This is a genomic window from Mycolicibacterium stellerae (genome assembly GCF_003719305.1).
Taxonomy (GTDB): Bacteria; Actinomycetota; Actinomycetes; order Mycobacteriales; family Mycobacteriaceae; genus Mycobacterium; species Mycobacterium stellerae.
Genome location: NZ_RARC01000025.1, coordinates 36,680 through 50,836 on the forward strand (window position 1 = coordinate 36,680; position 14,157 = coordinate 50,836).

12 protein-coding genes and 1 pseudogene are annotated in these 14,157 nt (G+C 63.6%); 3 read left to right on the top strand and 10 right to left on the bottom strand.

Annotation, left to right across the window (positions count from 1 at the left end):
- Positions 1–185 precede the first annotated feature (185 nt).
- The gene (locus tag D6M19_RS24685) at positions 186–1,181 is read right to left on the bottom strand and encodes a MaoC family dehydratase (RefSeq protein ID WP_123027908.1); all 996 of its coding nucleotides are present in this window, start codon (positions 1,179–1,181) and stop codon (positions 186–188) included.
- Between the two features lie 2 nt (positions 1,182–1,183).
- Positions 1,184–2,716, bottom strand: coding sequence for a fatty-acid--CoA ligase FadD4 (fadD4, locus tag D6M19_RS24690; RefSeq protein WP_123027909.1), 1,533 nt, complete (start codon positions 2,714–2,716; stop codon positions 1,184–1,186).
- Between the two features lie 99 nt (positions 2,717–2,815).
- Between fadD4 and D6M19_RS24695 the strand changes: the two genes are divergently transcribed.
- On the top strand, positions 2,816–3,205 hold the full coding sequence (locus D6M19_RS24695) for a DUF3592 domain-containing protein (RefSeq protein ID WP_123027910.1): 390 nt from the start codon (positions 2,816–2,818) through the stop codon (positions 3,203–3,205).
- Positions 3,206–3,242: 37 nt separating this feature from the next.
- Here the strand turns inward: D6M19_RS24695 and D6M19_RS24700 are convergent, their stop codons facing one another.
- From D6M19_RS24700 to D6M19_RS24730, 8 genes and pseudogenes are all read right to left on the bottom strand, one after another.
- Positions 3,243–4,601, bottom strand: coding sequence for a hypothetical protein (locus D6M19_RS24700; RefSeq protein WP_234835029.1), 1,359 nt, complete (start codon positions 4,599–4,601; stop codon positions 3,243–3,245).
- Positions 4,591–5,733, bottom strand: coding sequence for a sulfotransferase (locus D6M19_RS24705; protein WP_123027911.1), 1,143 nt, complete (start codon positions 5,731–5,733; stop codon positions 4,591–4,593). The genes D6M19_RS24700 and D6M19_RS24705 overlap by 11 nt, the downstream gene beginning before the upstream one ends.
- Positions 5,730–6,626, bottom strand: coding sequence for a TIGR03619 family F420-dependent LLM class oxidoreductase (locus tag D6M19_RS24710; protein ID WP_123027912.1), 897 nt, complete (start codon positions 6,624–6,626; stop codon positions 5,730–5,732). Before D6M19_RS24710 ends, D6M19_RS24705 begins: the two co-directional genes overlap by 4 nt.
- Before the next feature lie 175 nt (positions 6,627–6,801).
- Positions 6,802–7,335, bottom strand: coding sequence for an IclR family transcriptional regulator domain-containing protein (locus D6M19_RS34935; protein ID WP_234835030.1), 534 nt, complete (start codon positions 7,333–7,335; stop codon positions 6,802–6,804).
- 114 nt (positions 7,336–7,449) lie between these two features.
- A pseudogene (locus tag D6M19_RS35330) lies at positions 7,450–7,515 on the bottom strand (hypothetical protein); the annotation flags it as partial.
- A 150-nt stretch (positions 7,516–7,665) separates the two neighbouring features.
- Positions 7,666–8,544, bottom strand: a complete 879-nt coding sequence (locus D6M19_RS24720) for an LLM class F420-dependent oxidoreductase (protein WP_123027957.1) — start codon at positions 8,542–8,544, stop codon at positions 7,666–7,668.
- Positions 8,545–8,561: 17 nt separating this feature from the next.
- Complete coding sequence (locus D6M19_RS24725; protein WP_234835032.1) at positions 8,562–9,185, bottom strand: TetR/AcrR family transcriptional regulator; 624 nt, start codon at positions 9,183–9,185, stop codon at positions 8,562–8,564.
- Positions 9,186–9,421: 236 nt separating this feature from the next.
- A complete protein-coding gene (locus tag D6M19_RS24730) occupies positions 9,422–12,073 on the bottom strand; it encodes an Ig-like domain-containing protein (protein WP_164478678.1) in 2,652 nt (883 codons plus the stop codon).
- 145 nt (positions 12,074–12,218) lie between these two features.
- On the opposite strand from D6M19_RS24730, the gene D6M19_RS24735 reads away from it, so the two are divergent.
- Positions 12,219–13,499, top strand: coding sequence for a cytochrome P450 (locus D6M19_RS24735; RefSeq protein ID WP_123027915.1), 1,281 nt, complete (start codon positions 12,219–12,221; stop codon positions 13,497–13,499).
- A 20-nt stretch (positions 13,500–13,519) separates the two neighbouring features.
- Positions 13,520–14,125: a TetR/AcrR family transcriptional regulator gene (locus tag D6M19_RS24740; RefSeq protein WP_268812334.1), complete on the top strand. Its 606-nt coding sequence runs from the start codon at positions 13,520–13,522 to the stop codon at positions 14,123–14,125.
- Positions 14,126–14,157: the final 32 nt, after the last annotated feature.

Below are 14,157 nucleotides of genomic sequence, written 5' to 3' on the forward strand. Positions count from 1 at the left end.
TTACCGTCTTCCGTAGTGTAGAAATATTTTCTGCAAATCAGACTCTAGGCGCGAGCGCAGCGCGCGTCAATGAGTCACGGCGGGTCACTTTTTCCGCCGAGCAGACGCAAAAGTCCGCAAAACCCCAGGACGGTGCGGACATTTGCGTCTGCTCGCGGGGGCCCAGCTCGCGCTAAGGGGTGCGGTCAGAACTGCAACGCGGTGAAGCGCCAGTCGAGTACCTGACGGTCCTCGGCGCCGTCGCCGACGGCGTACACCAGCGACCTCAGCTTCAGCACCCCGCCGCGGTGGTCGGGCAACGGCACCGCGGCGTCGACGTGCAGCTCGCTGTAGAGGGTGTCGCCCTCGTGCACAGGACCGACGTGGTCGCACGACTCCCAGCCCAGCACCGTGGCGATGTTGGGCAGCAGCCGAGTGGCCTGCGCGAAGGCCAGCCCGATGGTGTGGCCGCCATAGACGAGGCGTTGGCCACCTGCGCGTGAATCATGGTGCGTCGCCGCAATGTTCAACGTCAACCGGGCCAACTCCGGCGCGCTGCTCACGACATCGGCGGTGCTGTGCAGCACCGCGCCTGCGATGCCCGAGTCGAAGTGGGTGCCGGGGACCCTGGTCCGGAATGCGTCGGCATCCCAATCGGCGGTCGGATCGGGCGCAGGCGAGGAGTCGGCTCCGATCGCCGACATGTCGTCGGCGTGGCCCGTGTCGGCGGTTGTCTCGCGCAATGGCAGCATCGCGCAGCGGTGGAAGTCGAGGACCAGCCTGCCGATCTGGTCGATGGTGGTCATTCGCATCGCCGCGAGCCCGGTCGGCGGCCGGCCCGGCTTGGCCGCGTTCTGCTTGAGGGCGACAACTTCCGTGCGGGTGAACAGCGTGTCCCCGATGACGGGAAACCGGTGGAAGGACAGCCCGCGGTAGAAGAGGTTGGCCTTCACCCGCTGGGTGACCAGTGTGGTCTGACCGATGGCGACGTCGCAGACCAACTGCGGGTGCGCGAGTGCGGTCGTCGCGCCCGTCACCGCCATCGCGAGATCGGCGTCCAACGCCAGCCGCAGCCGGTCGCCGATGATCGATTGGTGCACCGCCGCGGCACCGGCCGTCAGCGTCATCGACGGTGCCCAGTCGAAGACCTGGCCGAGCACCAGATCGTCGAAGTATGGGCCGCCTGGCTCGTGACCGTGCATTGTCACAGCTTGCCCGACGAGTACTTGACTACCAGCTCCTGCTTGTACAACTTGCCGGTGTCCGTGCGCGGAAGTTGCGCCTCGAACGCTATCGAACGCGGACACTTGTAGTGCGCCAATTGCCCCCGCAACCAGACGAGAAGCTCGTCGGCGAACTCGTCGGTGGCGTCGGTCGGATCGACCGTCTGCACCACTGCCTTGACGCTCTGCCCCATGTCGTCGTCGGGAATGCCGAAGACCGCGGCGTCCATCACCTTGGGGTGGGTGACCAACATGTTCTCGGCCTCCTGCGGGTAGATGTTCACCCCGCCCGAGATGATCATGTGATGGCGCCGGTCGGTCAGGTACAGGTAGCCGTCCTCGTCGAGATATCCGATGTCGCCAACGGTTTTCCAGCCGTGCTTGTCGCGTGACTTCGCCGTCTTCTCGGGGTCGTTGAGGTACTCGAAGTCCAAGCCGCCCTCGAAGTAGATCTCTCCCGCGTGGCCCGGTGGTAGCTCGTTGCCGTCCTCGTCGAGGATGTGCAGCGGGGTCATCATCGATCTGCCGACCGACCCTGGATGAGCCAGCCATTCATCGGCGGTGATCAGCGTCGAGCCGATCGCCTCGGATGAGGCGTAGTACTCGTCGACGATCGGCCCCCACCAGTCGATCATCTGCTTCTTGATCTCGACCGGACACGGTGCAGCGGCGTGCATCACGCGCTTGAGGCTGGACAGATCGTACGAATCACGCACGGGTTGAGGAAGTTTCAGCATCCGGGTGAACATGACCGGAACGAACTGGCCGTGGGTGACGCCGTTACGCTGGATGGCGTCCAGGCAGCCCTCGGCGTCGAACTTCTCCATCACCACCGTCGTGATGCCGCCCGACTGGATCGTCATCGACCACACCGACGGGGCGGTGTGGTAGAGCGGCGCGGGGCTGAGGTAGATCGCATCGGGATCGAGCCAGAAGCTGACCAGCGCCGACATCATGCCCGGCGTCTCCGAAGGCGCAACGTGCTGCAGCTCTCGCTTGATGCCCTTCGGCCGGCCCGTGGTGCCCGACGAGTACTGCAGCAGGTCGCCCTCTATCTCGTCTTCGATCGGCGTATCAAGTTCGCCGGCAACGCATTCGGGGTAGCTGTGCCAGCCGTCGACTTCGTCGCAGGCGATGAGCAGCAGGGGCGGCAGCCCATCGGGCAACTCGGCTTCCAAGCCCTCGAGGGTTTTTCGAAGCGCCGCCGAGCCGACGATGGCTTTGGCGTTGCTGTTGTCGATGATGTAGGCGGCCTCGGCCGGAGTCAGGTGGGTGTTGATCGGGACGTAGTAGAGGCCGCTGCGCCGCGCCGCCCACATGACGGCGTGGTAGTGCTCGTTGTTCTCCATGAGGATCGCGACGGCGTCACCCTCGCGCAGGCCGTGGCGTCGGAAGAAGTGCGCAAGTTGGTTGGCGCGGGCCTCCAGCTCGCCGAATGTCACCGTCGTGCCCGACGGATACATGATGACGGCCGGCTTGCCGGGGTTCGCCTGCGCATGCTCGCGAATCTGCATGGCTGAGACTCTACGACGGCCGAACTTGACGGGTGTCAACTACCCTAGGTTGGCCGATCACCGCCGCCGGCGCGACCCTCGGCCAGTAGGCTGTCGGAGATGTTCGGCGGGCTGTTCTGCATCGCCTTCGGGCTCGCGATGGTCGCGCTGGTGATCTTCGGCGATCGAACCGTCAAAAACGCAAAGCACACCGGCGTGAGAGTCTCCGCGCAGGTGATCGGCGAGGAGGTCGAAGTCGGCGCCGAGGGTTCCCGCTTCTACCACACCAAGGTGCGCTTCCCCGGACCCGATGGTCAGTGGCTGGAACATGTTTCGATGCAAGGCCACTCGAAGCCGGTGCAAAGGGAACTTGTCGACGTCTGGTACGACCCCGCCGACCCGACACAGGTGACCGTCGACGAACCGGGCGGGCGCAGTCGCCTCGTCGTCGGCGTCGGCATCGGAGCGCTTGTCGCCGCCCTCGGCGTCTTCTTCATCGTGACGGGGTGAGCACGCTTCCAGCAGCGCCGTCGTATGACGGCGGGAATCAGTACTGCCGGTAGCGGCGTTGAACGTGCTCCTGGCGGACGCGCACCTGTTCGCGCCTCTCCTCTTGCGATATGCGAGGTGTGGACGAGGGAAGGTGGTCGCCCAGCTCGCCGAGCAATAGTTTGCGCACGGTTACCGTGGGAAGCCGGTCAGTTGGCTGCGGGTAGGTCCAGCGCATGGCCATGAAGCCGCTGCGAAGCCCGGTGGTGTCCAGCCAGTTTGGGACACCCGGGTCGCGGTGGGCGACGACGTACCGGTAGTGGCCATCGTCGTCGCGGATGGCCTGAGTGCCGTTCAGGCTGCTTACGTGGTTGGCGAAGTCGTGCGACTCACCCCAGACATTCGAAAGGTGGAAGCCCATGTACGCCGGTACCTCGAGCACCTCGGCGTCGATCAGAAGGGCCTCGTCGTCGGCCAGGTCGTAGACGCCCCCGGCGTAGACGTTGGTGCTTTGGCCTCCGCCGGTCGCGAGCGAGGCACCGGCCGGCGTGTTGAAGTCGTTGCGCGGCATGAAACTTACGCCGTCGCCGTTGCGGTCCCCGTGCGCTTCCAGGATTACGTCGTAAAATTTGTTCCAGTAGCGGGTCTGGTTGTCCACGATCTCGCCGATGCGGCGCATCGCCGCCGAGGCGGTCGGCGCGTCCAACGCAGGCGGATGTTCACCGACCTTGTCCAGGCGGCGAATGAGCAACTCCGGCGATTCCTCCCGTTCCCAGTCGTGAAACAGGAATCGCACAGTCACATGCTCTGCGAAGAATGTAGTACCGCTTCGCTGTGAGATCCGCTGTGTGGCAATGAAATTGCCCGCGTAACCCGTCGGCCGCTCGGGTGCCAGCAGTATCTCGAAGCGGCCGTCGTCATCCACGATGAGCTCCGAGGAGTCCAATTTTCCGGTGTTGCCGCGCCCTCCCGGCTGCAATTCGCCGAGGTCGCCACTGTCACCGGCATAGCCCGTGTGCGCCTCGATGATGACGTACTGGGGCGCGGTCGGACCCGACGGTGCAGGTGCCTCCCCGCGCCAGTGCCGCGAGTCCTGTAGGTGGCCGGTGATCCGGTAGGAGAACCTGCCATCGACCGGCGTCGAAAGGTACATGGCGTCGGCGTTGTCGATGGTGGCCTTGTCGATCACCTGGATGCTGCGGCGGAAGTACGGGAATGCGGGGTCCCCGAAGAAGGCTCGTTCGATGGCCGAGTGCACGAAGCCCAGCAGGTATCGGTAGCCCTCCGCGAGGACGCGCGGCCCAGTCGCCGGCGGCGCGTGCAGGTCGGGGGATTCGAGTGCCTCCCGCGCCCGACCCAGCCGGTCGATCATCTCATCCCAGGCGTCGCGCAACACGTCACCGTGGTCATCCGGCACGGCTCGACTCCCATCCGAATCGTTTGAACAGCGGCGCCAACCGCGCGTGGATCTCGTCGGCTTGCAGCCCGAACTCCTCGAGACTGTAGGTGTGCCCGGATCGGTACTCCCGACCCTTCTCGCCGGCCAGTGCCTGTTCCTGCTCCGGCGCCATGCCGATCTCGATCTCGTCGTAGACGCGCAGCATCGTCTTGGCCGGGTTTGTCACGAGGTCGCTGTAGTCCACGATCGCGGTCGGCACCTCCGGGTGGGCGTCCAACACATCGAGTGGGTGCTGGTAGTAGTGGTAGGACGAATCCACGAAGGACCGGAACGACTTTCGCATGTCGTCCTCGGAGCGCTTGCGGGCTGACCATGCGAACTGCATGAGCTTGAGGAAGCTCGGAATCGTCTCGTATGGGTTGCGCACCGGTACGACGAATCGAGCGTCGGGGAACGTCTCGATGAGGCTTTCGACCCTGCCGCAATGGATTGGCGCCTTGGACAGGTGCGTCAGCCCCGGACCGTTCAGTACCAATTGGCGGCGCAGACACTCCTTGTAGAACGCCATGACGCGGCGCCGTTTGCGCGCGGCCCACCGGTCGTCGACGTAGTAGAAGTCCAACTCCTCGACATATGGGTAGTGCACAACCCAGAAGCCCGATGCGCACGACATCGAAAGCAGGAACTCGTCCTCCTCGGGCGCGAAAAGGCCTGACTCGTGCACCCGTTGGCTCTTGCTGAACAAGCGTTGGTCGAGAGCGTCGATGCGGCCGCGCAGCCGCCCTCCCAGCCTTCGGTCCCAGCGCAATACCGCCCGCAGCACCTTTTTCTCCAGCAGCGAAGGGAAGAACATCTCCCAGAGCAGAACATAGGAGAACTGGGGATCGTTCGTCATCATGCGGTGCAAGTAGGTCGTACCGCTGCGCGCGTGACCCACCACGAATACCGGGCCGCGCACTTCCGTGCGTCGGAGGACTGGAAAGAAAATGGGGTCGAGCGCGAACGTCACGGTATGCAGTGCGGCCAGCACCGGGACGACGACGCACAGCGTGCGGTACTGGCGGCGGCGCCGGGCAGGGTCCTGTTCACGGCGAATCAGGCGCACCATTGTCCACCATGTGCGCCAGTCGAAGTAGAAGACGTTATTCATCGGACACCATCACCTTTGACCTTGCTGATTACGGCCTCCGCGAACCGCTCCAACTTGGCCACCTTGTCCGAAAGAGCCTCTGCGTCACCGCCCTTGACGTAGGGGTTGCGGAAGCCGACCACAACGTCGGTGACACCCATGTCCTCGAGGCGCTTGCACCCGTCGACGGTGCGCGCATCCTGGCTGACGGCATGAATCTCGAAGGGTTCGTTACCCTTCCCTGAATCCGCGCGCAGCCCGTGCAACTTCTTGAGCATCGACTCGAGAGCGTCGTTCGGCCCGCCTGCGTGCATCCACCCATCGCCTTTCGTCGCCGCCCGCTGCAGCGCAGCGTCTGAGTGGCCACCGATGAGCAACGGAATCGGCCGTGTCGGTACCGGACACACCTTCAGCGACGGGACGTCGTAGAAGCGTCCGCGAAACTCGAAGAAGTCTCCGGACTCCAGCCCTCGAAAGACCTCGATGGCTTCGTCCATGCGCGCGCCTTTGTGGGCGGGGTCGACACCGGCCATCAGGTAGTCGTCGGGAAATGGGCTGGTCCCGATGCCGATGCCGAGGCCAAGGCGGTTGCCCGTCATCTTCGCAACCGAGAACGCCTGCTTGGCAGCCAGCACTGGCGCGCGCAGTGGGAACTTCACCACGAAGGTGTTGAAGCGGATGCGTTGAGTAATCGCGCCGAGGAAGGCCGCGAGCACAAACGGTTCGATGAACTCTTTGCCGTCAAGGAAGCTGCGGTCACCGTCGGCCGTGTAGGGGTAGACGGCTTCCGAGTGCTCCGGATAGCCGATGGAGTCGGGGATCGTGAAGCCGTCGTAACCGGCGGCCTCGGCGGCGACGGCAAGGGGGGGCAAATACTCTGAACGCGTCATCACATCGGTGAACGTGAAGCGCATGGCGACCTCTTTCAATGCTCGCTGGGATCGATGTCGTCAGGTTGGACCGTGCGCGGGGACTTACCCGAGGGATTCTTGGATCGCCCGCGCCAATACCTTCACGAAATCGTGCTGATCGTCGCGGAGACGTTGATGCCAATATCGTTGGGGGGCGAACTCTTCCGCTGGCTTCTGATCATCGCGCCGATGCCTGCCAATCAGGGAACAAGCGGGCACTCGTTGTCCGCGCGGCCGCCGAAACAACCGGGCCCAGCGCTTCCAACTGCATGGGCCGTCGCGTCGCCAATGAGATCGCTGCGATCACCCCATGGGGTCCGAGCACCGGCGCGGCCACCGAACTGATTCCCATCCCGCACCGCTCGGCGCTCGAAAATGCGACACCTCGCCGCCGCCGCACTCGATCCAGCCGCCGATGCAGATGCTCGATGCCCATTCCATCGCGGGTGGTCCAACGCCGATCGGCGGCGTATCGCCGATCGACGTCTTCCGGGGGCAATTGCGCGAGCAGCGCACGCCCGGTGACCGTCTCCTCGGCAGCCAACCGCGCACCGACGTGAGACGGCACGCTATGCGTTGCCGCGCCACCCACCTTGTCGAGGTAGTGCACGAAGCTGCCGTCCAGTACGCCGAGGTGACCCACCGCTCCCGTCGTGAGATTGAGGTCAACCAGCACAGTCGACGCCGCCGCACGAATATCTGTGTAGTCCACCGTGCACCCGTGAAGTTCCTGGAGCCTCCTCCCGAGCCGGAAGCCGTCTGGACCATGCTCGAGCCAGCCCAGATTCACGAGCTGACGCAGGATACGGAAGGCGGTCGATCGTGGCAGGCCACTGTGGTCGGCGACTTCCTCGAGCCGAGCGTATTGGCGGTGCGGGCCGAACACGTCCATGACCAACGTGACCCGCTCGACGACTCCCGACCTATGCGCCTTGCTGTCGTCGAAATCGTCGTCGACAGCTGTGACGGCGGACGCGCTGGTGATGATGGCTACTTTGTCTTTCAGGCGGTTGGTCACGAGGATCGTCCCTTCGTGGGTTGACTACTGAGCCGCCGCGCCGGCGGCGATACGGCCGAATGTGTCCACTTTGTCCGCCAGCCTGGCCAGATGAGCCTGTGCCTCTTCGGTGGGCCTGTCGGGAATTCCGTAGACCACTTCAGACACGCCCAGGTCGGCCAACAGAGACAGTCTCGACGGCTCGGGCTTCTGCATATCGAGGACGACGACCCGCGGCCGTCCGGTGCGGCCAGCCGAATCCCATTCGGCGTACAACGAATTGACCGATCTCTGGACGTCGGCGTCCTTGGGAGTCGACATCCAGCCGTCGGCGTGCTTCGCGATCCACTTGAAGTTCTTTTCGTTGCCCGTCGCGCCGATCAGCACTGGCACGTGTTCCTGGACGGTCTTCGGCCAAGCCCAGCTAGGCCCGTAGTTGACGAATTCACCGCTGTATGAGGCTTCTTCCTTGATCCAGAGCTCACGCATGGCTTCGATGTACTCGCGAAGCATGTTTCGGCGGCTGCCGGCGGGAACATTGTGATCGGCGAGCTCGTCGAGGTTCCAGCCGAAGCCGGCACATACTTCAACTCGGCCGCCCGAAAGGTGATCCAGGCTCGCTATCGACTTGGCCAACGTGATGCAATCATGCGCAACGGGTAGGCACACCGCGGTGGACAGTCGGATCTCGGTGGTCACCGCGCAGGCCGTGGCCAAGCTGACCCATGGATCCAACGTCCGCATGTAGCGATCGTCGGGCAGGCTGGCGTCGCCCGTCACCGGGTGAGCGACCTCCCGCTTGGTCGGTATATGGCTGTGCTCGGGAACATAGAAGGTGCGAAACCCGTTCTTCTCCGCCGCCACCGCCGCGTCCGCTGGGGAGATTCCACGGTCACTGGTGAAGAGAACAATGCCAAAGTCCATGTTGATCCGACGGTCCACTATGCCGGTTGCTTCGAGGCGGACACGGTTTGGACAAGCCGCGAACGAAAAACCAAGGACACGCCCTCGCTTAGCTTTTCGGCAATATGGCCGTAGCCACCGACGGTGGATCGCGCATGCATCATTGCGCCGGAAAAGAGCATGTGCAGCGTGGAGATCACTGCGGCTGGAAACCCAGGCCCCAAGGACGACGCGATTCGGCTACTGATCTCGACGGCGATCTGCCCGCGTATGTCGTCTACAACCAGATCGTCGGCCATGAGTGCGATGGTGCACGCGTCGGCCAGGTGCGGTTTGTCCGCGAGTAACAGTACGAGTTCCCGTAACTGGGCAATGACCCGCGTTTCGGCGCTGTCGTTGCCGTCGGTGAAAGTGGCCGCATCGCGAAGCAGGTGGAGGTAAACCCCGGCGATGAGGGCATCCTTGGACGGGAAGTGGCTGTAGGCGATGCCGGGCGATACGGCCGCCCTGGCCGCCACGGTGCGGACCGTCAACTCGCCGTACGTCGACCGGCTCAACTCGTCCACCGCCGCTGCCATCAGCTTGCTCATGCTCTGCTCAGGCCACACGTGCAGCTGGCGTACGGGACAGGTCGGTGACCGGACCAGTTCGTTTTCAGACACGTGTCCAGAATAACGTAACCGGGGATCGAAGGCAACAAATCCGCGTATTGCCCTGTAAGTAAGTTCTTTTCGGCCATTGCGGCTCGCGTGCGGGTTCATTGAAAAGGACGTCCGCGTACGCAATGGGCGCCAAATACGGACACTGGTCCGTATTAAGGAAGGGGCCTGAGCGGGTCAGCGGCGGACGCAGATGGCCAGCGACGCGGACGCCGCTGGCCATCTGGTCTCGATCCTTCCTAATCTTGGGGGTAGGGCGAGAAGCGCCTGTCGTATCCGCTTTTCCGAAGCGCGAGCTGAGCTTCCCGCTCCTCGGTGGTGACGTACGTCGTGCCAGCCGGTAGAACGGTGTCGAGGTCTTCCAGCGAGACGACCTGTGACTGCACGGTCGGGTCGACGGTCGAATTCGCATCAAGCTGCTGGAACCGGATGAACAGCGACCCCTGGTTCAGGCCACCTGTTGAAACCCAGTTGGCGACACCGGGATCCGTCTTCGAGATGACGAACGTGTAGGTGCCGTCGGCATTGGCGACCGCCTGCGTGTTGTTGAGACTGTTCTGGACGTCTCCGTAGTCAGAGAAGATCGTCCAATCGTTGGTCACCGGGACGATGAAGTAACCGGCCTTCCCGGGATCGATGGTGATCACCAGTGCCTCGTCGTCCTCGAGCTCGAAGTACCCGACGCTTTGCAGCTGTGTCGTCAAGACATCGGTGCCGGTCTTAGCCGGCTGGGTCACCACATTGGGCTCGCGCAGCTCGCCGGTGACGGGATCGGTGGTCGCCAGTTTGGTCCACTGCTTGAGCGATTGAACCCCGCCCGCGGTGATTTGTGCGGCGACTTGCGTCGCATATGCCACCTTTTGTTCCTCTGTCATGGGCGGCACATCCGGACCGCTTGTCTTTTCGATCGACAGAGTCATCGGCGTCTCGGTGTTCCAGTCGCCCAGGGTGTCGCGAATGATGATCCCAGTCGTCGTGCTCGTCAGCTGGAGGTGATTCGTCTGCCCTTCAGCCGTTGGGTTCGAGTCAAGCGTGATGGTGAATGTGCCGTCCTCGTTGACCACAAGGTCCTGCATGGACAGCGTCTCGGTCGTGGTGCCCGTGGACCCCGACAAGATGCTGAAGTTCACGTCGGTGGGACGTTCGCCGACGAACTGACCCGTGATCACATAGGTCGACGAGCTACTGATCGGTGCGGCTCGGTACACGGTGTCGGGATTGTTATAGGTCACGACCGTTCCGCCTGCCGTCGTGCCATACCAGGTGTGCTCGGGCAGCAGCAGCGTCGTGATCTCCGGATTATTGGGGTCCAGGTTGAGCGCTGTCATCGCCGCAAAATTGGCGTAGTTTTCGACCGCTTCGTCGAGCTGGTCGAGGTTCGTCTGGTCGGGACCCCCGACCAGGGCGTACTTTGCCTGGACATCGGCGAGTAATCCGGCGCGTAGGTAGGCCATAGCGGCCTGCATCCCGGGCGAGTTCACGATCTGTTCGACCAGAGCCTCGTTTGCCGTCTGCTCTGGCGTCCCGAGTGGACTCACCGGCTCGACGGTCACGGTGACGGTCATCGACGTCGTTGCACCCTTGTCGGGTGAGAACAGAGCCAACAAATTGGTGTGCGCAGGATTTCCAGGACGGTCGTCGGCGGTGACGGTGAAGGTATCCGTACCGCCGGTGACGGCGAGCGTGGTGTTCGGGGTGTAGGTGAACGTGCCGTCTTGGTTGAGCACGACGGTGCCGTTGGACGGCTGACTGCTGACAGACAATGTCAACGGGTCTCCGCTGGCGTCGGTCAACTGGGTGCCCGTGGTGCCCGCCGCAGTGACACGCCCGGTGACCACGCCGTAGTACGTTTGGCTGTTCTGCGATGCGTTGTAAGTGAGTGCAGGCCCCTTGTTGAACAGGCTGTACTCGAGTTCGCGGCGAATGAAGTCCAAAGCGCCGAGCAGGGTGGCGGAGCTCGGTGGTGTCACCGGGTTATTGCTCGCCAACGGGTCGACTCCAAACACCTTCATCACACTCGAGAAGAGGCCAACGACCACGTTGGACACCACGGCCCGCGGTGTCGTCGTCGGCGACACCGCGACGTTCGAAGCGTCAGCACTCTGTCTTGCCCCGGTCAGTGCGGATTCGATCGCCTCCGCTACAGACGGCCTCGAAGGGTGATTCTGTGCTGCCAACGACGTCGACGGAGCGTCTACGCCGGCGGACCTCGAGGTATCTTCTCTGGCGGCGCGCAACGGCACTGCCGTCGAATCCGACTGTGCGGCATCGAACTTGCGGACACTGGTCGTCACATTGCTCGCCAGGGTGCCGACGAGGCTCTCGGCGATCGGATGTCGGCCTTTCTTGGCCGGAGTGTCGGTGTCGGCCTCACGATCGACGGGGGTCTGGTCTGTGTTGTCCACCGATGCAGGGAGCGTGTTGCCGACGTCATCGGCATCATCGGCGTGCGCTCGTGTTCCGCTCGTGCGCTCGGAGACCGAATGCCTGCCGACGCTGGCGGGCGAGATCCCGGTTATCGAACCAAATCTCACGGTCGGGCGGGAGCGTCTGGTTCCCGTGCTCGTCGTCGAGTCGGTCTTGTCGGATTCCGACGTGGACGCGGGCGCCGTCTCACCCTCCGGACTCGACGAGGTGGTGTCGGTGCCAGAACTCGCATCGCCGGTTTCGGCGTGTGCGACGCCCAGATTGTTGGTGATCGCCGCGCCGATGCCGAGGGCGATCGCCAGTGCACCCACGCGGCCGATGTAGCGGGCACTGCGCGACGTCCTGAGTCCCCGCGACGTCGAATCACCCGGCGGCAGCCCCGTCGCAGGGTTGCGCGTCGCGACGTCGGCGGCCGCTCGGTCGCGCTCCCGAGGTTGACCGGTGCCAAATCGTGTGGTCGTCAAGTTCGCCTCCATTGCCGAATGCCCGAGTGCCTCACCTCACAACTACGAGGCCTGCGTGGCAGAAATCACAAGGAGCGTTAATGTAGCAGAGCTGGCTATCGATCGGTAGCCTATTTCGTGGGATCGATCGAGAGGACCGTTGCTTATGACCGCAACCGATGACCGCGCCGATGCGTTGGCGGTGGACCCGGAGTATGCGCACATCCAGTTCGGGGCGGTACAGCCGATGCGGATCGAAATCCCCGACCTGTTCCAGGCGTTGCGTCAGATCGACGATCGAGGTGGGATCGCACGCGGATGGTTCTTCGACCCCGTTCCCGCCTACATCCTGACGCGATACGACGACGTGAAGGCGGCGTTTCTGGACACCGCCACGTTCTCTCCTGCGGCCACCCAGAAGGTGTTCTCGTTTCCGCTCATGGGCCCGACATTTCTGGGCTACGAGGGCCGCAAGCATTACGTCCACCGCAAAGTGGTGCAGCCCACCTTCAGTAAGCGCACTTGTGCGGAATACGTTGACTCCCTGCTGGTTCCACAGGCGCACGCCGTGGTCGATCGGTTCTGCGAACGCGGCGAAGCAGACCTGATGAAGGATTTCGCGAAGCTCTACCCGCTGGCGATCGTCGGGGAACTCCTTGGCTTGCCAGTGGAGGACTGGGACCGGTTGGCGCGCTGGGCCAACGATCTGGTGCTGGGCGGAGATCCCGATGGCGAAGGACTCTCCGCGGACCAGGTCGACGCTCGACGCAAGACCTCGGCGCGCGACTTCCGCGAGTGGCTGGCGCCGCTGATCGACGAGCGCCGCGGTAGCTCCGCCGACGACACGCTGACCCTGCTGGCCAACGGTCTCGTAGAAGGCCAACCGTTGACCGACGAACAGATCATGAGCTTCATGCTGCTGCTGTTTCCCGCAGGCGTCGACACCACGTGGCTGTCACTAGGAACTATGCTCGTCGCCATGCTCTCCACAGTCGGCGCTGTCGATGAGCTCACACACAAACCCGAGATGCGTCACTGGGCCGTCGAGGAGACATTGCGATGGGGTCCGCCGGTGGCACTTCAGCCCCGGCTCACCATCAGGGACATCGAGGTATGCGGGACAACGATTCCCGCCGGTTCACTGACCATGCTTGCCATCGCGGCGGCCAACCGCGATCCCGCTCGCTTCCCCGAGCCTGATCGGTGGATACTCGAGCGGCGTCCGACCCAACACCTGTCGTTCAGCGTCGGTGAGCACTTCTGCCTCGGCTCGCATCTCGCTCGGGCCGAACTGCTGGCCGCGTTAGGAGTCCTCCTCGAGCGACTGCCAGGCCTGCGCTTGACAGGAAGCCCGCGCTTCTGGGGGGCCGCGGTGCGCGGACCGGATGCTGTACAGGTGGAGTTCGAGCCGACAGCGCCCCGGAAATCGAAGAGGCTCAGCCGCTGAGCGCCGCGCAACAACGCGTCATCGACGCCGCCGCGAAATTGTTCGCGAGGCGGGGGTTTTCCGGCACGTCGATGCAGGATATCGCTGACGCACTCGGGATCCGAAAACCCAGCCTCTACAAGCACTTTGCCAGCAAGGATGACCTGTACAGCGCCGTATTGCAGCAGGCGTTGATACCGTTCTCTGCAGCCATCGACGATGTGCTGAACTCGAAGAGTCCAGGCCAGAACCCGAGGGCATTGTCGGCGACCTCGTTGCGGATACTCGGCGACAACCCGGACGTCTCCCACCTGCTGCTGCAGGAGCTCATTCAGCTCGACCGGCCGATACACCCGGACCTTGACCACTGGTTGGATCTGCTTTTCTCCCAGGCCGATAGCGTCGTGGCACTCGAAGGCGGTGCCGACTTCGGCCCCCTTGAGCGTCGTCTGATTCTGCTCACGCAGCTCAACGTCGTGCTCGGCTTCGCCGTCGCCAAACGCTTGTTGCCGCAGAACATCGATTCTGAGGAGCTGTTCACCCTCGAGCGCGACATCCTCCAGAATGTGGTGGCGGCGCTATACGGCGCGTCATCGCATGGCAAGTCCCGTGTCCAACTGCCAAGCGTCAACACCGACGGCGGTTAGAGATTGCATTGACGACGGCGTCGCCGCCGGGT